General features: G+C 45.0%; 19 protein-coding genes and 2 tRNA genes. 9 read left to right on the top strand and 12 right to left on the bottom strand.

The features are described 5' to 3' along the window. Nucleotides 1-16: 16 nt before the first annotated feature. The 4 genes from purU to ICN34_RS10440 form a co-directional block, all read right to left on the bottom strand. On the bottom strand, nucleotides 17-871 hold the full coding sequence (gene purU / locus ICN34_RS10455; RefSeq protein ID WP_216122544.1) for a formyltetrahydrofolate deformylase: 855 nt from the start codon (nucleotides 869-871) through the stop codon (nucleotides 17-19). Between the two features lie 75 nt (nucleotides 872-946). After that, nucleotides 947-1357, bottom strand: a complete 411-nt coding sequence (locus ICN34_RS10450; protein ID WP_216122542.1) for a hypothetical protein — start codon at nucleotides 1355-1357, stop codon at nucleotides 947-949. Then, nucleotides 1308-1712: a surface-adhesin E family protein gene (locus tag ICN34_RS10445; protein ID WP_216122541.1), complete on the bottom strand. Its 405-nt coding sequence runs from the start codon at nucleotides 1710-1712 to the stop codon at nucleotides 1308-1310. Before ICN34_RS10445 ends, ICN34_RS10450 begins: the two co-directional genes overlap by 50 nt. Before the next feature lie 89 nt (nucleotides 1713-1801). After that, nucleotides 1802-4261, bottom strand: coding sequence for a penicillin acylase family protein (locus ICN34_RS10440; RefSeq protein ID WP_216122539.1), 2460 nt, complete (start codon nucleotides 4259-4261; stop codon nucleotides 1802-1804). A gap of 135 nt (nucleotides 4262-4396) precedes the next feature. Between ICN34_RS10440 and ICN34_RS10435 the strand changes: the two genes are divergently transcribed. Then, nucleotides 4397-4485: transfer RNA gene (locus ICN34_RS10435), tRNA-Leu, on the top strand. Between the two features lie 20 nt (nucleotides 4486-4505). Further along, nucleotides 4506-4970 (top strand): hypothetical protein, encoded by a 465-nt coding sequence (locus ICN34_RS10430; RefSeq protein ID WP_237767778.1) that lies wholly within the window; start codon nucleotides 4506-4508, stop codon nucleotides 4968-4970. 3 nt (nucleotides 4971-4973) lie between these two features. Here the strand turns inward: ICN34_RS10430 and ICN34_RS10425 are convergent, their stop codons facing one another. From ICN34_RS10425 to ICN34_RS10405, 5 genes are read right to left on the bottom strand one after another with little or no spacing between them, the layout of a single operon-like run. After that, nucleotides 4974-5387, bottom strand: a complete 414-nt coding sequence (locus ICN34_RS10425) for a biopolymer transporter ExbD (protein WP_215361198.1) — start codon at nucleotides 5385-5387, stop codon at nucleotides 4974-4976. Nucleotides 5388-5389: 2 nt separating this feature from the next. After that, complete coding sequence (locus ICN34_RS10420; protein ID WP_216122537.1) at nucleotides 5390-6082, bottom strand: MotA/TolQ/ExbB proton channel family protein; 693 nt, start codon at nucleotides 6080-6082, stop codon at nucleotides 5390-5392. 5 nt (nucleotides 6083-6087) lie between these two features. Next, nucleotides 6088-6774 carry an energy transducer TonB gene (locus ICN34_RS10415; RefSeq protein ID WP_072583548.1) on the bottom strand — a complete coding sequence of 229 codons (687 nt, stop codon included), beginning with the start codon at nucleotides 6772-6774 and terminating at the stop codon, nucleotides 6088-6090. Then, on the bottom strand, nucleotides 6771-7577 hold the full coding sequence (murI, locus tag ICN34_RS10410; protein ID WP_216122535.1) for a glutamate racemase: 807 nt from the start codon (nucleotides 7575-7577) through the stop codon (nucleotides 6771-6773). The genes ICN34_RS10415 and murI overlap by 4 nt, the downstream gene beginning before the upstream one ends. A gap of 39 nt (nucleotides 7578-7616) precedes the next feature. Then, the gene (locus tag ICN34_RS10405) at nucleotides 7617-9140 is read right to left on the bottom strand and encodes a fumarate hydratase (RefSeq protein ID WP_216122533.1); all 1524 of its coding nucleotides are present in this window, start codon (nucleotides 9138-9140) and stop codon (nucleotides 7617-7619) included. Nucleotides 9141-9327: 187 nt separating this feature from the next. On the opposite strand from ICN34_RS10405, the gene acs reads away from it, so the two are divergent. Further along, nucleotides 9328-11301: an acetate--CoA ligase gene (gene acs / locus ICN34_RS10400; protein WP_216122531.1), complete on the top strand. Its 1974-nt coding sequence runs from the start codon at nucleotides 9328-9330 to the stop codon at nucleotides 11299-11301. 57 nt (nucleotides 11302-11358) lie between these two features. Then, nucleotides 11359-11449 (top strand) — tRNA-Ser (locus ICN34_RS10395). Nucleotides 11450-11600: 151 nt separating this feature from the next. On the opposite strand, the gene ICN34_RS10390 is transcribed toward ICN34_RS10395, so the two are convergent. Beyond that, a complete protein-coding gene (locus ICN34_RS10390; RefSeq protein ID WP_216122529.1) occupies nucleotides 11601-11921 on the bottom strand; it encodes a MarR family winged helix-turn-helix transcriptional regulator in 321 nt (106 codons plus the stop codon). A gap of 51 nt (nucleotides 11922-11972) precedes the next feature. Between ICN34_RS10390 and ICN34_RS10385 the strand changes: the two genes are divergently transcribed. Further along, nucleotides 11973-12212, top strand: coding sequence for a hypothetical protein (locus tag ICN34_RS10385; protein ID WP_216122527.1), 240 nt, complete (start codon nucleotides 11973-11975; stop codon nucleotides 12210-12212). A gap of 27 nt (nucleotides 12213-12239) precedes the next feature. Beyond that, nucleotides 12240-13223 carry a PIN domain-containing protein gene (locus ICN34_RS10380; protein WP_216122525.1) on the top strand — a complete coding sequence of 328 codons (984 nt, stop codon included), beginning with the start codon at nucleotides 12240-12242 and terminating at the stop codon, nucleotides 13221-13223. A gap of 14 nt (nucleotides 13224-13237) precedes the next feature. On the opposite strand, the gene ICN34_RS10375 is transcribed toward ICN34_RS10380, so the two are convergent. Continuing rightward, nucleotides 13238-13540, bottom strand: coding sequence for a hypothetical protein (locus ICN34_RS10375; protein WP_216122523.1), 303 nt, complete (start codon nucleotides 13538-13540; stop codon nucleotides 13238-13240). 142 nt (nucleotides 13541-13682) lie between these two features. Between ICN34_RS10375 and hsdR the strand changes: the two genes are divergently transcribed. Genes hsdR through ICN34_RS10360 form a run of 3 tightly spaced genes read left to right on the top strand, consistent with a single transcriptional unit; the run spans nucleotide 13683 to nucleotide 19270 of the window. Continuing rightward, nucleotides 13683-16025, top strand: a complete 2343-nt coding sequence (gene hsdR, locus ICN34_RS10370) for an EcoAI/FtnUII family type I restriction enzme subunit R (protein WP_216122520.1) — start codon at nucleotides 13683-13685, stop codon at nucleotides 16023-16025. A 39-nt stretch (nucleotides 16026-16064) separates the two neighbouring features. Then, entirely contained in the window at nucleotides 16065-17537 is a 1473-nt protein-coding gene (locus ICN34_RS10365) for a class I SAM-dependent DNA methyltransferase (protein ID WP_216122518.1), read from the top strand. After that, nucleotides 17537-19270, top strand: a complete 1734-nt coding sequence (locus tag ICN34_RS10360; RefSeq protein ID WP_216122517.1) for a restriction endonuclease subunit S — start codon at nucleotides 17537-17539, stop codon at nucleotides 19268-19270. The genes ICN34_RS10365 and ICN34_RS10360 overlap by 1 nt, the downstream gene beginning before the upstream one ends. A 30-nt stretch (nucleotides 19271-19300) precedes the next feature. Here the strand turns inward: ICN34_RS10360 and ICN34_RS11625 are convergent, their stop codons facing one another. Continuing rightward, entirely contained in the window at nucleotides 19301-19465 is a 165-nt protein-coding gene (locus tag ICN34_RS11625) for a helix-turn-helix transcriptional regulator (protein WP_370624018.1), read from the bottom strand. Nucleotides 19466-19605 lie beyond the last annotated feature (140 nt).

The raw sequence follows: 19605 nt of genomic DNA, 5'->3' as shown, positions 1-19605 counted from the left end.
AAAGGTTTTTCCTCAGTTAATCAGAAAAGACTACTGAAGTAGCTCCATTAATGAGGACGCGATCGTGTAGGTAGTAGCGTAAAGCCCTTGAGAGAACTGCGCGCTCTAAATCTCGACCCTTACGTACTAAATCATCTGGTGTATCGCCATGGGTAACGCGGGTCACGTCTTGTTCAATGATCGGACCCTCATCCAGATCGCTGGTCACAAAATGGGCGGTAGCACCAATCAGTTTGATGCCGCGCGCATGTGCTTGATGGTAAGGTTTGGCACCCTTAAAGCTAGGTAAGAATGAGTGGTGCACGTTAATGCAGCGGCCAGATAGCTTGGTTGATAAATCATCCGACAAGATTTGCATGTAGCGCGCCAAAATCACCATGTCTACCTTAGACTCTGCAACAATTTCAAGAAGTCTCGCCTCTTGCGCTGGCTTGGTTTCAGGCGTGACTGGTAAGTGGTAGAAAGGGATGTCCGCAAAATCAATGCTGGCATAGACGTCACGAGGATGGTTGGAGACGATGCCGCAGATAATCATTGGCAATTCACCAATGCGCCAGCGATAGAGGAGGTCTACCAGGCAATGGTCTAACTTGGAGGCCATGATTAATACGCGCTTAAGATCCTTTACTGCACGCAAATCCCAAGTAAGTTCAAAACGCTTTGCAATTTCCACAAAGCCCGCTCTAAGTGACTCTACATTCGCAGGACAGCTAAAGCTTACGCGCATAAAAAAGCGCTTTGACGCTTTGTCATCAAACTGTTGAGCTTCTTCAATGTCGCCACCTAGTTCAAATATATAAGTGGAGACCGCAGCAACAATGCCGGGTTTATTCGGGCAGGTAAGAGTAAGGTAATAGTTTTCGGTGGTCATAATAAATCGCTAGTGAATTGCTTATAAGTGGTAATTTTAGTCTGTTATCCCGCTGTTAGGGATTAGGTGATTCAGTTATTGCTGGGCGGATTTTTGAATCGAATCCGCAGGCCCCAATAAGAGCTCGCTATTGTCGGTAATCGAAGGCAGTACAACCTCAATGCAGATGGGCTTTGAGTCAATCACATTAAAGAAGCTACATTCTTTTTTGGTGGCGGCAGATGCGGCGTGCTCTAAGGGGGATTTGCCTGTTGCTGCTGTAGAGGCAAGGCTAACTGCTGTTCCAGGATTGGCTACGGCGGCAGTTCCAACAGCGCTGGCAGCTGCCGTACTGGAGCTACTTAAAGCGGCTAAAGGCGCAGCGCATCCGCTAATAAAAAAAACCGATATACCTAAGACTGCTAAGACAATCGCCTTCAGCGTTAATAAACCTGTTTTACTTTGTCCGGCAAGCAACGTTAAAGACTCCGGCTGGCCAAGATCCATTCTCAATGGTTTCAAAAGAGCTATCTGGAGTTTTTTGTTCTTCCACCACTTTGCCTTTGCCCATGTTCCCGGAAAAGACTTTAAATTCGATGGGGCGATATTTCACAGCACTGCAATCAAATTCATTAAGGCCAATAAGGGAGCTTGCAGTCTCTTTAGTTTTTGGATTTTGTCCCGGCTTTTTGAAATCCAATAAAGACATAATTTGTACTTTATCGCCTTGCTTTTGAATCGTAGCCGCGTCTACGTAAAGAGTAAAGGCATCAGGTTTGCCGATCTCTTGCCATTCTGCAAATGCGTTGGGAGAGCAAATTATGGTGGCGCCTAGAACAAGCAGAGAAGATAATTTTTTCATGAAAGGCCCTTTAAAATTTCTGGTCATAATGAACACATTTTACCTGCCATAAATGGCAGCCGTGAGATTTTTAGCATTTATCGAAATGCTTATTCATTTATTAATTCTAGCTGGCGACCAGTCTTTTCTGGCCTCATCTGCAGGGGAAGGTACTCATTGTTTGCCCACAATGAGTTCATATTGCGATACAGCTTGCTTTGTACCCATCCTGATTGACCTGTCTGATATACAAAAAGTGATTTCTCAAGATCCGATAAATCATAAATTGTCCGTAAGCTTGACGCTTGCAATGTCTGATAGGGATTCTCCGTCTGAATCAGCTCAAGTCGTCCCATATTGACGGAAAAGCCATCCCCAGGGAAGGGGGTTTGGATATTAAACAAGCTTCCTAGTAGCGGCACCTTACTCAGTGGACGATGTTCAGAGATGGCGATATGGGCCTTACCCCAGACCCAAGTCTTGGGATCGTCACCATACTTTTTACTTAAGTAATCTAAGGCTTTATCAAGCGCCTTATTGGATGACTCCTGACAAGATTCAATCTTCTCGGTTTTAGGATCATCACACCAGGGGCTATTGGGATTTTTTACTTGGCGTATTAGTGGGGCGCGGTAGTTGCGTGCTCCATAATTTTCAGTAAACAGATAACTTAATCTAGAGAAGAGATTGCGGGTCAATTGGTCTGCCCAAGCGTTAAAGATAAGTGCGCCTACGCTATCTACTTTCATATTGCCATCAAAGCTTTTACCAATTTCCATTGCTTGCGCACTTAAGGGATGAGAGCTTTGGCTGGCCTTAAATAGTTCTAATAATGGTGTCGCCCCAAGCGATAGGGTATCGCCTTGCATAGCCTTCATATCGTCAGTCGAATGAATGCTTTTGGATTTGATGAGATCAACAATTCGGTCATAACGTGTTGACAATTCCCAGTCGCCCGTTAAAGGATTGGGATCATTGACTGCAATAATTTTTTGATTAGCGGTTGCTATCCAGCCCTGTTCGGGATTATTGATAGAGGGGAGCTGCTCAAAAGGCACATAGTCGTTCCAGTCATACTGACGCTCCCAGCCTGGTGCTGGGGCTACGCCATAGAGGCCCTGGTGCAAGATCCTTTTGGGGGCGACCCCAGCTGCCTGATAAGCAATATTGCCTTCGGCATCCGCCATCACGACGTTTTGCATCGGGGCGTAATTTTTCCGTAGGGCTTGTTTAAATTGATCAAGATCAGCCGCATGATTCATATCCAATAATCCGATGACTGATTGGTTTTCAAGATCAAGTGCTGTCCAGCGTAAGGCAAGAGCAAAGCGATCCGTGTCAATCGTACGTTTGGCCTTTGCATAGGAATCAGAGATAACAGGCCCATGTCGTGTTTCTTTTACCAAGAAAGTCAGTGATGGGGATCCTTTGATATCAATAATCTCTTGATGCACTTTAAATGGGAGTGGTCCATCAGGACCTCGATACATGCCTGGATTCTTTGAGTCAATTTGCTCAATATATAAATCTTGAACATCGGCTCCGGTATTGGTAAAGCTCCATGCAAATTTATCCGTTCTACCCAAAACCACTGCAGGTATTCCGGGGAGAGTGCCGCCGATCACATTTAATCCAGGGGCCTCTAGATGGGCAAAGTACCAAATAGCCGGTGCGGAAAGTCCCAGATGAGGGTCGTTAGCCAATAAGGGCTTACCAGAAGCGCTTAACTTGCCGCCCACAGCCCAATTATTGGAGCCAATACCATCTCTTGCTCCCATTTGATCTAACTGGCTCAACTCGGTTGCGGGTAAGTTCTTGGGCTTACTCTCAATGGGACCTGGAGCGGGATGAAAGACCTGCAGATCTCTATAGAGCTTGGAAAAATCCATATTGCTGACAGGCTCATCATTTTCATATGGCTCAATCACCTCCCAAACTTGTTTTGTTGTGAGGTATTGGGATAACTCAAGCCTTTGTAATTCTTTCTGCCAATTTCCACCTAGGTCATAAGCCATCATCAGCATCCAAGCAACGCTATCCGTCGGAGACCAATGGCCTGGTTTTGAACCCGTTAAGAAATATTCAACCGGGAGAGCCCAACCCAATTGTGCATTGCCAGCATTGACACCATCGGCATAGGCTTGCAATAGACGTTTGGCAGAAACAGGGTAGCGATCAAATTGACGCTCAGCTGCACGTTTGATACCGAGGGTGCGCACAAAGCGATCAATTTTTACAGTGTCATGACCCAGGATTTCGGAAAGTCGACCACTTGCAATGCGTCGATTCATTTCCATTTGCCAGGAGCGTTCACTGGCATGTAGGTAGCCTAAGGCAAAGTAGGCGTCTGCCTGGCTTTTTGCATTAATATGCGGAACATCAGACTCATCAAAGGTGATGGCAACAGAATCACCCAGACTTTTAATTGTGCGTTTCCCGGAGATATTGGATTGGGCAGAATATAAATAGGCAAGAGTGACTGCTAGGCCAGTAATGAGACATAGCCCTATAAGCCACAGTCCAGCCCGTAAAAGCTTGGCGAGCCCCGATGATTTAGCCGGTAAATTCATGGAGATATTTTAGATGCTTTATTCGTCACGCCCTTGGATTGCGGGGCAAAAGGGGCTCCAGGGTCTTATTAGTGGCTTGCGTGCTAAAATTTCGCTTGTCTTGATTTATTTAGCACGGCTTTATTGTTGATGCGAGCCCGAGTGGTGAAATCGGTAGACACAGCAGATTTAAAATCTGCCGACTCAAAAAAGTCGTGCCGGTTCGATTCCGGCCTCGGGCACCAAAGACACTTCTACCTCGTTTATGAATTTACCTAAACTTCTCATTTGCTCTAGCTTGATCTTTTCATCTCTTGCATGGGGCGTTGATGTTCTCGAATTTAATTGCAAGCGCTCGGAAAAGGGCTACACCGAAGAGTATGAGATGAAATTGATGCTCTCCTCGGGCGCTCAAAAGGCCAAGATCTTTTTAGATGGTCGTGACCTAGATCAGTCAGATATGTATGGAACACAAGACGTCAAGAGTATCACCTTGGCCCGCCCCAATATCTTGATATTGATCGAGGCGAATTTTCAGCCTGAAGAAATTATGGGGGTTTCTTATCCTGCAGGTAATGTCATCACCAACATTACGCTTGACCCAGTAACCGGTAAGTTCAAGAAGGTCGAGAAAATACAGGGTGGTATCTTGGGTGCAACTATTGGAAACGGCACCCACACTAGTGAAGAGACTTGTTTTCCCTCGAAAGCGCCCTACAGAACTAAATAAAACTTAGTTTGGCTCGGTTACAAACCCGAGCTTGGTTAAGCCAGCACGGCGCGATGCAGCCAAAACCTGCGCAACATATTCATACTTCACGGATTTATCAGCTCGCAGATTGATCTCTGGTTGAGGATCTTTCTGAGCCGCTTTTTCTGCATAGCCATCAAAGGTCTTTAAATCAATGGGGGTACTGTTCCAAAAGATTTGACCATTGGCATCAATTGATAGCTGAACTGACTCAGGCTTTACTTCATTGCGAACGCTATTAGCCTTTGGAAGCTCAACCTTTACTGCTTGCTGAATCACAGGCAGGGTGATGATGAAAATAATCAACAGTACCAACATGACGTCCACCATCGGCGTCATGTTGATTTCCGACATGATGTTGTCGTCGTTTTGGTCGTCTTGGATATGAAAAGACATGACTATTCTCCGGAGTTAACGCGGGCACCAGTAACGAAGTAGGCCAAAAGATCATTGCCAAAACGATTGAGGTCGGCAACAAATAATTTATTGGCGCGATTGATGGCGTTAAAGGCAAGAACTGCGGGGATCGCTACCGCTAATCCAAGTGCGGTCATGATGAGTGCTTCGCCAATCGGCCCAGCCACTTGATCCAGTTGTGCGCTTCCTGAGGTGCTAATGGAGATTAGGGCGTGATAGATGCCCCAGACGGTACCAAACAAACCAATAAATGGAGCGATAGCGCCAGTAGATCCCAAGAAGGTCAAACCCTTCTGCAATCCAGCTGCAATGCTGTCGACGCTGTTCTTAAGGCTCCTTGCCATCCACTCTGAATAGTTCAGTGTTTGCAGTAATTCACGGTGATTGGTGGATTGACTTTGGTGGTGCGCAGATGCTTTGGTTGCTGACTTCGCAATTTGGTAGTAAGGGTTGATAGCATGGTTGCTAAATGCTTGTAGGCCTTGATCAAACGAAGTAGCGCGCCAGAATTGCTCAAGCTCAGGTTTGAGTTTACGTAGATTGCGTAAATCCCAAAGTCGAGTTAGGAAAATGACCCAAGTCACTATAGAGCAGGTCAGTAGGGCAATTGCCACAAATCGAGTAATCGCATCGCCTTCAAGCCAGAGATTTGCTATGCCAAATGGTGTATTCATATTGATTAATTCTTGAGATTAAATTTGATTAAAAGATTGGTGGAAATTCTTTGGGGTGAGCCATTTACTAAAAAAGGTTTAAAGCGATAACGTCTACCGATGTCAGTTGCAGCGCGATCTAGTCTGGGGAGGTTGCTAGATTGCAGTAATGCCACATCCTCTACGTTGCCGCCCTCATCAATAATTAAACGCACTACTACTGTACCTTGTTCCCCAGAGCGTTTAGAGAATGACGGATAGTAAGCATCTGCATCAGGCTGATAAACCACAATCAGTTTACCAATGTCAGTCTGAATAGGTGTACCGCTAGCACCCCCACTAGTAGCAGGGGCTACAGCAGCATTTTGTTGTGGTGCATCGGATTTGCTTTGAACTTGGTTCGCAGGCGTTGGCGGCTGTGCCTGTGTGGGGCTAGGCTTTTCTGAGGGCTTATCCTTTGGCGTTTCTTTAACCGCTTTCTTCTCTTCTTTTGGTTTAGGCGGAGTGGCAGCAGGTGGTTGTTGAGTTTTAGAGGCTTCAGGACTAACTAAATTTGCCATGACGCGCTCATCATCCATTTGCGGCGGGCGCTGACTAAAGTGCAAAAACTCGAGAGCAGGGAGTGCATGCAAGAGCACCACGATGCCAATAATGATTCGTTCAGTTTTGTTGAACGGAATATAACCATCTAATTTTTTCAGGAAAGTGCTCATCGCACTTCACCTAGGATATTTGCTTCTATAGAATGCAAAGTTAGATCGGCAGACATGAGATCTTGCGCCATCGACATCAGAATAGCCTCATCTTTGCTGCTGATAAACAACATCGATCCATGTTCTTTGCCATCGCTCTTTATATTGAGAGACTCTAGCTGTCTCTTCAGTTGCCTTACTACGGCATCACTAGTATCAATTATTATAATTGATTCACCGAGGAGCTTGCGAATGGCTTTTCTTAAAAAAGGGTAGTGCGTGCAGCCTAAGACCAAGGTATCAGCGCCTGCATCTTGAATGGGCTCAAGATGTTTTGCTAGCAACTCTAAGGTTTCTTCGCTATCCGCTTTACCAGACTCTATCAACGGCACCAATCCTGGGCCAGCTTGTTTGATGAACTGACAATCATTTGGCAGGGTATTTATTAACGCATTGAACTTATCGCTCTTGAGAGTCGCCTCAGTAGCAAGGATGCCGACTATATTGTTTTGCGATTGCATGGCTGCTGGCTTAATGCCTGGCTCAACCCCAATGATCAGAACAGAGGTTGACTCCCGAATTTGTTTAATCGCTTCAGCGGTTGCAGTGTTGCAAGCAACTACGATGGCGTCACATCCTTTGCTAGCTAGATAGTTGCAAAGAGCGAGGCTGCGCTTTGCAATCCACTCGCTTGATTTTTCGCCGTAAGGCGCGTTGGCTGAATCAGCAAGATAAATATAGTCATGCTGGGGCAGCTGACGCAGAGCCTCATCCAATATGGATAAGCCTCCAACGCCAGAATCGAAAACCCCGATGAGTGCCAATGTGGACTATGCTTGCTCTGTAATGAAGTTGTTAGGGTGTTAAGCAATCTTCACTGGAATGCCGGCAATCTTCGCTTGCCATTCACGGGGACCTTCATTGTGCATCGAGATGCCTTCTGAGTTCACTGCAACAGTTACTGGCATGTCTTTGACATCAAACTCGTAAATGGCTTCCATGCCTAAATCGGCAAAGCCAACTACTTTAGAAGTTTGAATGGCTTTAGATACCAAGTACGCAGCGCCGCCAACAGCCATTAAGTAAGCTGACTTATGTTTCTTGATGGCTTCAATCGCCTCTGGTCCTCGCTCAGCTTTACCAATCATCGAGATCAAGCCAGTTTTGGCAAGCATCATCTCAGTAAATTTATCCATACGAGTTGCAGTAGTAGGGCCTGCTGGACCAACTGCCTCATCACGTACTGGATCAACTGGTCCAACGTAATAGATCACGCGGTTTTTAAAGCTCACTGGCAACTCTTCGCCTTTAGCGAGCATGTCTTGAATGCGCTTATGAGCGGCATCACGACCAGTCAAAATCTTGCCGTTCAGTAATAGTGTTTCACCAAGTTTCCAACTAGCTACTTCTTCAGCAGTGAGGGTGTCTAAATTCACACGCTTGGATTTTTGAACGTCTGGTGTCCAAGTTACATCTGGCCAATCTGAGAGTGAAGGGGCTTCGAGTTTCGCAGGACCATCGCCATGTAAGTGGAAATGAATGTGACGAGTCGCCGCGCAATTCGGAATCATGGCTACTGGCAATGAAGCAGCATGCGTTGGGTAATCCAAGATCTTGATATCGAGCACAGTGGCTAAACCACCTAGGCCTTGAGCGCCGATGCCGAGTTTGTTTACTTTTTCATAGAGTTCGAGTCGTAGTTCATCAACGCGATTTTTAGGTCCACGCTCAATGAGTTCTTGAATATCTACGGGACCCATCAGTGCTTCTTTAGCCATGAGCATGGCTTTTTCTGGTGTGCCGCCAATACCAATGCCGAGGATGCCTGGAGGGCACCAACCTGCGCCCATTGTAGGAACGGTCTTGAGAACCCAATCCACAATGGAATCAGAAGGGTTGAGCATGACCATCTTGGCTTTGTTTTCTGAGCCACCACCTTTAGCCGCACAAATCACTTCAACATCATCGCCCGGGACGATTTCATAGTGGATCACGGCTGGGGTGTTATCACCGGTATTTCTTCGTTTGCCTGCTGGATCTGCCAACACTGAAGCGCGCAACATATTGTCAGGGTTAAGGTATGCGCGACGCACGCCTTCATTCACCATATCTGTGACGCTCATGGTTGCATCAGGCCATTGAACATTCATGCCGATTTTGAGAAAGACCACAGCAATGCCGGTATCTTGGCACATCGGTCTATGACCTTCGGCGCACATACGGCTGTTGGTCAAAATTTGAGCAATCGCATCTTTGGCACCATGACCTTGTTCCAATTCATAAGCCTTGCCCATGGCGGTAATAAAGTCCTTGGGATGGTAGTAGGAGATGAATTGAAATGCGTCCGCAACGCTTTGAATCAGGTCGTTTTGTTTGATATTGGTCATGGTTATCTGCTTATTTCCACATTATTAGTAAGGTTTGCCCTATTTTAAGGGTTTGCCATAGAGCAAATCCCCAGTGTTTTCACTTATCTTCTAAGGTCTTGAGACTCTAAATATGCCATTTTGCGACATTTTCTCGCATTTGTTGTTGATTTTAGATTATTGATTATTAGATAGAGGGCTGTGAAGCATGGAACCATTAAAGCAAGAAAACCGCGTTTTTAACCCACCTGCAGACTTTGTAAAGGGTGCGGCAATTCCAGGTATGGAGGCTTATAACAAGCTCTGTGCTGAAGCCAATTCAGATTACGACGGTTTTTGGGGTCGTCTTGCAAAAGAGAACCTCTATTGGAAAAAGCCTTTTACCAAGGTTTTAGATGAATCCAAGGCGCCTTTCTACAAATGGTTTGAAGATGGCACCACTAATGCTTCATACAACTGTTTGGATCGCCAAGTTGAAGCCGGCTTTGGTGATAAGACGGCCATTATTTTTGAAGCAGATGACGGTACAGTTACTAAAGTAACTTACAAAGAGATGCTCGAGCGTGTTTGCAAAATGGCAAACGCATTGCGCAAGATGGGTGTTAAGTCTGGCGACAGCGTCATCATTTACATGGCAATGACGATTGAAGGCATTGTTGCTATGCAGGCATGTGCGCGTATTGGCGCAATTCATTCTGTAGTGTTTGGCGGTTTCTCTGCCCAAGCATTGCGTGACCGCATTATGGACGTGGGCGCAGTTGCAGTGATTACTGCTGATGGCCAGTTCCGCGGTGGCAAAGCATTGCCACTCAAAGCAATTTGTGACGAAGCGCTTTCCACCGGCGAATGCCCTAAGGTTAAGCATGTCATCGTGAGCAAGCGTACTGGTACTGATATCACGATGCAAGCAGGGCGTGACGTTTGGATGCAGGAGATCGTAGCCAATGAAGCGACAACTTGTGAGCCAGAGTGGGTAAGCGCTGAGCATCCATTATTTATTCTTTATACATCCGGTTCAACCGGTAAGCCAAAGGGCGTGCAGCACTCAACAGGTGGCTACCTTTTGTGGGCCATTCTCACAATGAAGTGGACTTTCGACATTAAGCCTAATGACGTGTTCTGGTGTACTGCCGACATTGGTTGGGTAACGGGTCACTCTTATATTACTTATGGCCCACTCGCAGTCGGCGCTACTGAGATCGTATTTGAGGGTGTGCCAACCTATCCAAATGCTGGCCGTTTTTGGGACATGATCCAAAAACATAAAGCCTCTATTTTCTACACAGCACCAACTGCAATTCGTTCATTGATCAAGGCATCCAGCAATGATGAAGCAGTGCATCCAAAGAGCTACGATTTGTCATCACTGCGCCTTCTAGGTTCTGTAGGGGAGCCAATCAATCCAGAGGCATGGATGTGGTACTACGAGCATGTTGGTAATTCAAAGTGCCCAATCGCAGATACGTTCTGGCAAACAGAAACTGGTGGTCACATGATTTCACCATTGCCAGGCGCAACCCCAATGATTCCTGGTTCATGCACATTGCCATTGCCAGGTATTCAGGCGGCGATTGTGGATGAGGCTGGTGTAGATGTTCCTAACGGTCAAGGCGGTATCTTGGTTGTGAAGCGTCCATGGCCTTCTATGATTCGTACGATTTGGAATGATGCAGATCGTTTCGTGAAATCCTATTTCCCAGAAGAATTGGGCGGTACCTTGTATCTGGCAGGTGACGGTGCAATCCGTAACAAAGAGACTGGCTACTTCACGATTACTGGTCGTATCGATGATGTATTGAATGTTTCTGGTCACCGTATGGGAACCATGGAAATTGAATCTTGCTTAGTGGCTAATCCTTTAGTTGCTGAGGCAGCAGTTGTAGGTCGTCCTGACGAGCTGACTGGTGAAGCCATTTGCGTATTTGTTGTTCTGAAGGGCGGACGCCCAACTGGTGATGAAGCCAAGAAGCTTGCTACTGAGCTACGTAACTGGGTAGGTAAGGAGATCGGCCCGATCGCTAAGCCTAAGGATGTTCGTTTTGGTGATAACTTGCCTAAGACCCGTTCTGGCAAGATCATGCGTCGTCTCTTACGTGTGATTGCTAAAGGCGAGGAAGTAACTCAAGACACCTCAACCCTGGAAAATCCACATATCTTGGACCAGCTCAAAGAGTCTCTGTAATAAGCTAAATCAAGATTTAGACCAAACCCCTTCGGGAATCGTATAATCATCGGTTCCGGAAGGGTGGATGAGCGGTTTAAGTCACACGCCTGGAAAGCGTGCGTAGGTTAATAGCCTACCGCGGGTTCGAATCCCGCCTCTTCCGCCAGTAGCACCCTGAGAGCCCCTATCCACGGGGCTCTTTCTTTTTGAGGGCTCTCTACCCACCACTCTACCCACCACCAAAACATTGTCTGAATATGGCTTTGGACGAATCTATTTGGACGGTCAAAACAAGGTGTAACGGAGAGATTTATTGCCTATTCGCAGGCTTGACTAAGGATTTTTGTTAATCGGGCCTCCAAGGCACCACCTTTTCTGGCCAAGACGACGAATTTGACTCGGTTATCAGATGGGCTGGGCTTAAATGCTAAATAGCCTTGGGCAACTAACTCGGTCAGGGCTTTATGTAAGGTTGCTTGTGATGCAATCGAGCGCATACCAATAATGTCCTGGACTCGATAAGGGTTGCTGGAGTCTCTCTTAATGACCGCCAAGAGCACTTCGCGTTGATTAGATGTAATGCCAGCCCAAAGCTTGTTAGAGGCTTCTAGGAACATTAAATAGGATTGGCTGGACACCGTCCTATATTAGAACTCGTCAGAGCTTGCGGGGTTGATTAAGATCAATATATGAACGAATTAGAGTACGCAGGAAAAATCAAGGGAATGAAGACTCTCAAGCAGATGATTGAGAGCAAAGACGTTGTGCCCGCTTCTCAGTTGGCAAAAAATAAAGCAGCAGCAGAGGCTCAGGAAAAAGCCTTTGAAGAGGCTGCAAGGTCTGAAGAGTCGCACCGTAAAACCAAGATCTCCACCGGTAAAGTGGAGGGGCGCGATCATTGGACGCGTGAGCCATATATTGGGGATTAACCCCCCTCATTCCTAGCCAAGGTACGCATGAATATCTTTATCGATACGAATATTTTGCTGGATTTATATCACTTATCTGGACCCGACTTGGATGAGTTAAAAAAAATAATAAAACTTCATCAGACAGCTCAAATAAAAATTTATTTGCCCAGGCAAGTTAAGGATGAGTTTTATCGCAATCGCGAGAGGGTTGTAAAAGAGTCGATTGAATTATTTGAAAAAAGTAAGGCATCCTCATCTTTGCCGAATATGGCAAAAACACATGATCGGATTCCTGAGTTGAGAAGCCTTCAGGAAACCTTCAATCAGCTGGTAAAGGATATTAAAGCAGATGTAACTTTGCAGGCAGTTGAGAATAGATTGAAAGCTGATGAGCTTATTGAGGTCCTATTCGATCAATTTAAAGATGAAGCTTTAGATCAAGAAATTTTTGTAAAAGCCAGAGTCCGACAACAAATTGGAAATCCACCGGGAAAAAAGGATAGTCTGGGTGATGCAATAAATTGGGAATGGTTGATAGTTTCTGTGCCTGATTTGGAGGATTTAAATATTGTTAGTGGGGATGGTGACTTTGAGTCAGTACTTACCCCGGGAGTCTTAAAGGACTTCCTTCAGAGAGAGTGGGAGGCTAGCAAACGATCAGAAATAAGATTGTTCAAGGGGTTGCCTGAGCTGCTTAAAGAATACTTTCCGGATATAAAACTTTCAGATGAGATTGATAAGAAAGATGCAATCATGAAGTTGGAGTCTTCGTATAATTTTTCCGCTACTCATGCTGCTATTGCAAAGCTAAATAAATATGATGAATTCAATGAAAATGAGCAGCTTAGGCTTGTGAATGCTTTTATTGAGAATCAGCAAGTCAATTGGATTTTAGGTGATGAAGATGTATTTGAATTTGCCAAGAAATTACTAGGTCAAATAAAGAACGTCGCAATACAAATTGATGCCGTTCCTCTTGAGGCTATGATTGCTGAGGTGTTAAAGGCGCGTAACGAAGATGCCGTTTAGGCATAACTTTTTTACTACCAGCCTTTAATGCTGGGTACTTGATTCACCTGTGGGGGTGTTCCAATTGTTGTGTTTGGCGGGGTAGTAATCGGCGCTTGGATATTTCCTTGATATTGACCCTGAGGCCCATAGAAATTTGTTTGATTACCTTGTGCTTGAGCTGATCCCTGGAATGCCCCAGTAGCACTGTAAGAGTTAGACACTCCATTGGGAGAGGTTTGTATATAGCCTTTGTATTCACCGTTAGGGCCATAAATAGCCTGACTATTGGCAAACCCCGAAATGAGCAGTGCGACCAAACAAAATTGATATTTCATTAACTTTCCCCTGTTGCGTCAGTTTAAGTGTATGCCTATAAAGGCTCAGATAGTGAGCCTGGTATGCAAACCCTAAAAATGCCATTAAATGACTGATTTCCTTATATTATTAAGGGATATATATAACTTTTGGCATTATTGAATGAGCAAGAAATCCCTTAGCGAACGAGATATTTGTACGAAATTCATTACGCCAGCCATTCTTGGCGCAGGTTGGGATTTGCACACCCAAATTCGCGAGGAATTAAGTTTTACTAAAGGCCGCATTATTGTTCGCGGCAAATTACATACCCGCGGACAGCAAAAGCGCGCAGATTATGTCCTGTATTACAAATCTAATATTCCCATCGCCGTAATCGAGGCTAAAGAAAACAACCTCAGTGTTGGCGCGGGAATGCAGCAAGCACTTGATTACGCGGAAACGCTGGATGTTCCTTTTGTCTTTAGCTCAAATGGCGATGCATTCTTAATGCATGATCGAACTGGCCAGGCGGATAAGGTAGAGCAAGAGCTTTCTTTGGACGCATTCCCGTCGCCAGAAGAGCTATGGGCGCGTTATTGCAGATGGAAGGGTGTTGATACCCCTGAGGCAAAAAATACCGTAGAAATGCCTTATTACGACGATGGCACTGGGCGCGCTCCAAGGTATTACCAAGTCAATGCAGTCAATAGAACAATCGAAGCTGTAGCCAATGGTGCCAATCGTATTCTGCTGGTAATGGCTACGGGTACCGGGAAGACATACACAGCTTTTCAGATCATCTGGCGCTTATGGAAGTCTGGAACCAAGAAGCGCATTTTATTTTTAGCTGATCGCAATATCCTTGTGGATCAAACCAAGAATAATGACTTCAAGCCATTTGGCGCTGCAATGACTAAGATCAGCAAGCGTCAGATTGATAAGAGCTACGAAATTTACTTATCCCTTTACCAGGCTGTTACTGGTAACGATGAAGAAAAGAATATTTATAAGCAGTTCTCACCAGACTTCTTTGATTTGATCGTGATTGATGAGTGTCATCGCGGCAGCGCCTCTGAAGATTCAGCTTGGCGTGAGATCTTGGATTACTTTTCCTCTGCCACACACATTGGCTTAACAGCTACACCAAAAGAAACCAAAGAAATATCAAGCATTACTTATTTTGGTGACCCTGTTTACAGCTACTCACTAAAGCAGGGTATTGAAGATGGTTTCCTTGCTCCGTATAAAGTAATCCGGATTGATATAGATAGGGATCTCCAAGGCTGGAGACCCAGTGCTGGACAAGTAGATAAACGTGGTCAATTAATCGAGGATCGCATCTACAACCAGAACGACATGGATCGAACCCTGGTCTTAGAAAAGCGTACAGAGCTAGTTGCAAAGAAAATCACTGAGTTCTTAACGGCTACTGATCCATTTGCTAAGACTATCGTATTTTGTGATGACATTGATCACGCAGAGCGCATGCGTCAAGCCTTGGTTAATCTAAATCCAGAGCGAGTCAAAGAAAATCGCAAGTACGTCATGCGTATTACCGGTGATGAGCAAGAGGGCAAGGCTGAGCTTGATAACTTCATTAACCCAGAAGAACGTTACCCAGTAATTGCTACAACCTCTAAGCTAATGACTACTGGTGTAGATGCTCAGACCTGTAAATTAGTAGTGCTTGATCAACATATCAAGTCCATGACTGAGTTCAAGCAGATGATTGGGCGTGGTACCCGCATTAACGAAGATTACGACAAGTACTGGTTCACCATCATGGACTTTAAAAAGGCTACCGAGCTTTTTGCTGATGAGGCATTTGATGGTCCGCCAATTGTTATCTATGAGCCTGGGGTTGATGACCCCCCGGTTCCTCCGGTGGAGCCGCCAACGCCTCCCGGAGTTGAGCCGCCCGTTCCTCCGGAACCCCCTGGCTTTCCTCCTGGACCAGAGGGTGTGAGAGCTAAATACATTGTGGGTGATGTAGAGGTTCAGGTTATTGCCGAGCGGGTTCAGTATTACGGACCCGAAGGTAAGTTGATTACAGAGTCCTTAAAGGACTACACCCGTAAAGCAGTACGAAAAGACTACTCAACGCTAGATCAATTTCTAAAGAGATGGACTTCCGCTGAGCGTAAGGCTGCTGTTATTAAGGAGCTGGAAGAGCATGGCCTTTTACTAGAGGCATTGGCGATCGAAGTTAATAAAGACTGCGATGCTTTTGATTTAATTTGCCATGTAGCGTTTGATCAGCCTGCACTCACTCGTAGGGAGCGTGCAGATCAAGTCAAAAAGCGTAATTACTTCACCAAGTATGGCGAACAGGCTCGTAAGGTTCTCGAGGCCTTACTTGAAAAATACGCAGATACCGGTATCGAGAATATCGATGATATTAAAATTCTGACCCTAGACCCATTTAGTAAAATGGGCACAGCTAGCGAACTTGTATCAGCCTTTGGCGGTAAGCCGGGCTATATAGCTGCATTGCATGAGCTAGAAAACCAGCTCTACGCCTAAAATTCATGGCAACACCCCAATAGATAGGCATTACCACTTATGAGTATTAGTTCAACTATTAAATCAATTCAAGACATCATGCGCAAAGACGTAGGTGTTGATGGTGATGCCCAGCGTTTGAGTCAATTAGTGTGGATGCTCTTCCTAAAGATCTTTGATGATCGTGAGAGCGAGTGGGAATTGCTTCAGGATAAATACAAGTCTCCGCTCCCTGAAAAGTATCGCTGGAGAAATTGGGCGGCTAATGCTGAGGGCATGACCGGCGATGAGCTAAAGCAGTTCTTAGATAACGATCTATTTCCAGCACTTCAAAACCTAGAGGCCAAAGGCGGTGATCAGCGCGCTTACGTTATTCGCTCGGTATTTGAGGATGCTTATAACTATATGAAGTCCGGGCAGTTGATTCGCCAGGTAATCAATAAGATTCAAGAGGGCGTTGATTTCAACAAAGCCCAAGAGCGTCATCTCTTTGGAGACATGTATGAGCAACTCCTTAGGGATTTGCAAGCAGCAGGTAATGCAGGCGAGTTCTATACCCCAAGAGCCGTAACTGAATTCATGGTGCAGATGGTTAATCCGCGTCTTGGTGAAAAGGTAATGGACCCAGCCTGCGGAACGGGTGGATTCTTATCATGCTCAATTGAACATATCAGAAAACAAGATGTCAAAACATTAGAAGACGAAGCACAACTTCAAGGCAGCATCTTCGGCATTGAGAAAAAACCAATGCCGCACTTACTCTGTACAACTAACATGATTCTTCATGGTATTGATGTTCCAAGCAACATCCGCCACGACAACACCTTGGCAAGACCACTAATCAGTTGGGGCCCATCAGAGCGAGTGGATGTGGTTGTAACCAATCCACCTTTTGGCGGCATGGAAGAGGATGGGATAGAAACCAACTTCCCGGCAGCCTTTAGAACAAGGGAAACTGCAGACCTTTTTCTAATTCTTATTATGCAAATGCTTAAGCCAGGTGGGCGCGCCGCTGTAGTCCTGCCCGATAGCCTTCTATTTGGTGATGGTATAAAAACACGTATCAAAGAAAAACTTTTGGAAGATTGCAATCTTCATACTATTGTGCGATTACCTAAGGGAGTATTTTCCCCATATACAACAATCAATACAAATCTTCTGTTCTTTACAAAGGCCGGTCCAACTGAGGAAATTTGGTTCTATGAACACCCTTACCCAGATGGCGTGAAGAGTTATAACAAGACCAAGCCAATGAAGATTGAAGAATTTGAGGCTGAAAAAGAATGGTGGGGTAATGAAAGTAATGGTTTTGGGGCTCGTAAAAAAAGCGAATATGCTTGGAAGTTAAGTATTGCTGACATTAAGGCTAGAAATTACAACCTTGATATAAAAAATCCTCACATTAGTCATCATGAAACCCAAGATCCGGAAGCATTATTGGCTCAATATAATCTTTTACAGGAAGATATTGCAATTTTAAGAGCTCAACTTCAGTTGATTCTTGGTGAGGCGTTGCAACGAGGTAATAACTAATGAACTCCACTCAACAATTGCTAATAAAGCAAATGAATGTATGGACCACTGCAAATGTAGAAAAAAAATCAGGACGAGGTCGGTCTTCAGATGCTTCAAGCAGCATCTATGGGATCAGTAAATTAAGGGCGCTAATTTTTCAATTAGCAATTAGAGGGAAGTTGCTTGAACAATCCCCGGCTGATGAGCCCGCATCTGAGTTACTAAATCAAATTACTCAATATGTGAATGAATCAATATCTCACGGGCTAGTTCGAAAGCAGAAATCCTATGACAAGGTTGCCGAAAATGAACGGACATTCTTTTTGCCTAATGGGTGGGAATGGATAAGGCTTGGCGAACTAGGTGACTGGGGTGCTGGAGCAACCCCACTACGAAGTATTTCTGCCTATTATGGAGGCGGAATCCCTTGGTTTAAGTCTGGTGAGTTATCTGATGATTTAATTAGCGTTTCTGAAGAAACTGTTTCTAAGCTAGCAATGGAAGAATGTTCCCTCCGGATGAATAGAGCCGGAGACGTTCTATTAGCTATGTATGGCGCAACTATTGGTAAGGCGTCGATACTAGATGTTAGTGGGACTACAAATCAGGCAGTCTGCGCATGCAGCCCTTATCCAGGAATCTCGAATAAGTATCTTTTGCTTCTGCTTAAAGCTATGAGATCTAACTTTATTAGTCAAGGCACAGGTGGCGCTCAGCCAAATATATCTCGCGAAAAGATTATTGAAACACCTGTTGCGCTTCCACCCCAAAATGAACAAGTCAGAATATTGGAAAAGGTGGATGAGCTCATGAAGTTATGTGACCAAATTGAAAAGTCGTCTATGGCTCTTTCTGCCTCATATGAAGTATTGGTCAAATCATTTCTGCATGATCTAATTAAATCCTCTAAGAATAATCTGCTTGAGAAAGGTTTTAATCAACTATTTAATGCTGAATTTGGAATTAGAGCCCTCAAGAAGGTAATTTTGGAGCTAGGCATCAGCGGTCGATTAACTTGCAGTGATTCTGATAATGGTAATTCAAAAAGTCTGTATAACGAGATGCGCTCCGAACGGGTTCTGCTAATTTCTAAGGGCACATTAAAGGAAAAAGATCAGTTTATTGAATTTGATGGCCTTGAGTCTCTTAAAATGCCTATTTCTAGCGGGTGGTGCTGGGTTCGATTAGGGGAAATTGCCGAGGTAGTTCGAGGTGGTTCTCCAAGGCCGGCGGGAGATCCCCGTTTTTATAATGGCTCGATTCCTTTCCTGAAAGTTGGGGATATAACGCGATCTTCTGGAAAAATGGTAGAGGGGTGGACGTCTTCGATCAAGGAGGCTGGGCTACACAAAACAAGGCTGGTAAAGGGGAGGACAGTATTGCTTACAAACAGTGGGGCAACGCTTGGGATCTCTGCAATCTGTGATTTTGAAACTACCTTCAATGACGGTATAGCAGCGTTTATTAATTTAAGTAAATTCGTATCTGATGAGTACCTACACTTATATTTAACCCATCTATCAGATTGGTTCTTAAATATAGCAGCGCAAGGACAGGGGCAACCAAATTTGAATATTGATATTATTCGTGCAACCTGGATGCCTATGCCCCCAATAGAGGAGCAACTTGAAATAGTTTCAAAAGTAGACGAACTGCTTGAAATGTGCTCTGCACTACAGGATCAAAACAGCAAGGCTGGTGAGTTGCAGAGAAAAATCGCTGATACCCTTGTTTCACAAGCGCTAGCTTAACCCCCAAGAATCCTCAGGGGCCATCCAATCCTAAGAATTGCCCGTCCTTTCACGCAAGTAAGCTTGAACCTGCTCAATCGTCCAGAACGATGATCTTCCTATCTTAGTCGGCTTCGGAAACTCACCTTTCTGAACCATCAGCCAGAACTTAGATTTCGAAACTGGCATCACCTTTAGTATTTGCGGAATTCTCATCAGAGTTATTGGCGGTATTTGTGGATTCGTATTATTCATAGCTACCCCCATGCCGGGCGCGTTTCATATTTTTTCGATACACCTGCAAAGCCATTTTTGCAGAACTCATTTTTGTGTATCCATAAGAGCGATACAAGCTA

Origin of the sequence: Polynucleobacter sp. Tro8-14-1, from assembly GCF_018881655.1 — a bacterium.
Taxonomy (GTDB): domain Bacteria; phylum Pseudomonadota; class Gammaproteobacteria; order Burkholderiales; family Burkholderiaceae; genus Polynucleobacter.
Note: the sequence above shows the minus strand (reverse complement) of the source record. Positions and strands in the feature narration are given on the sequence as shown.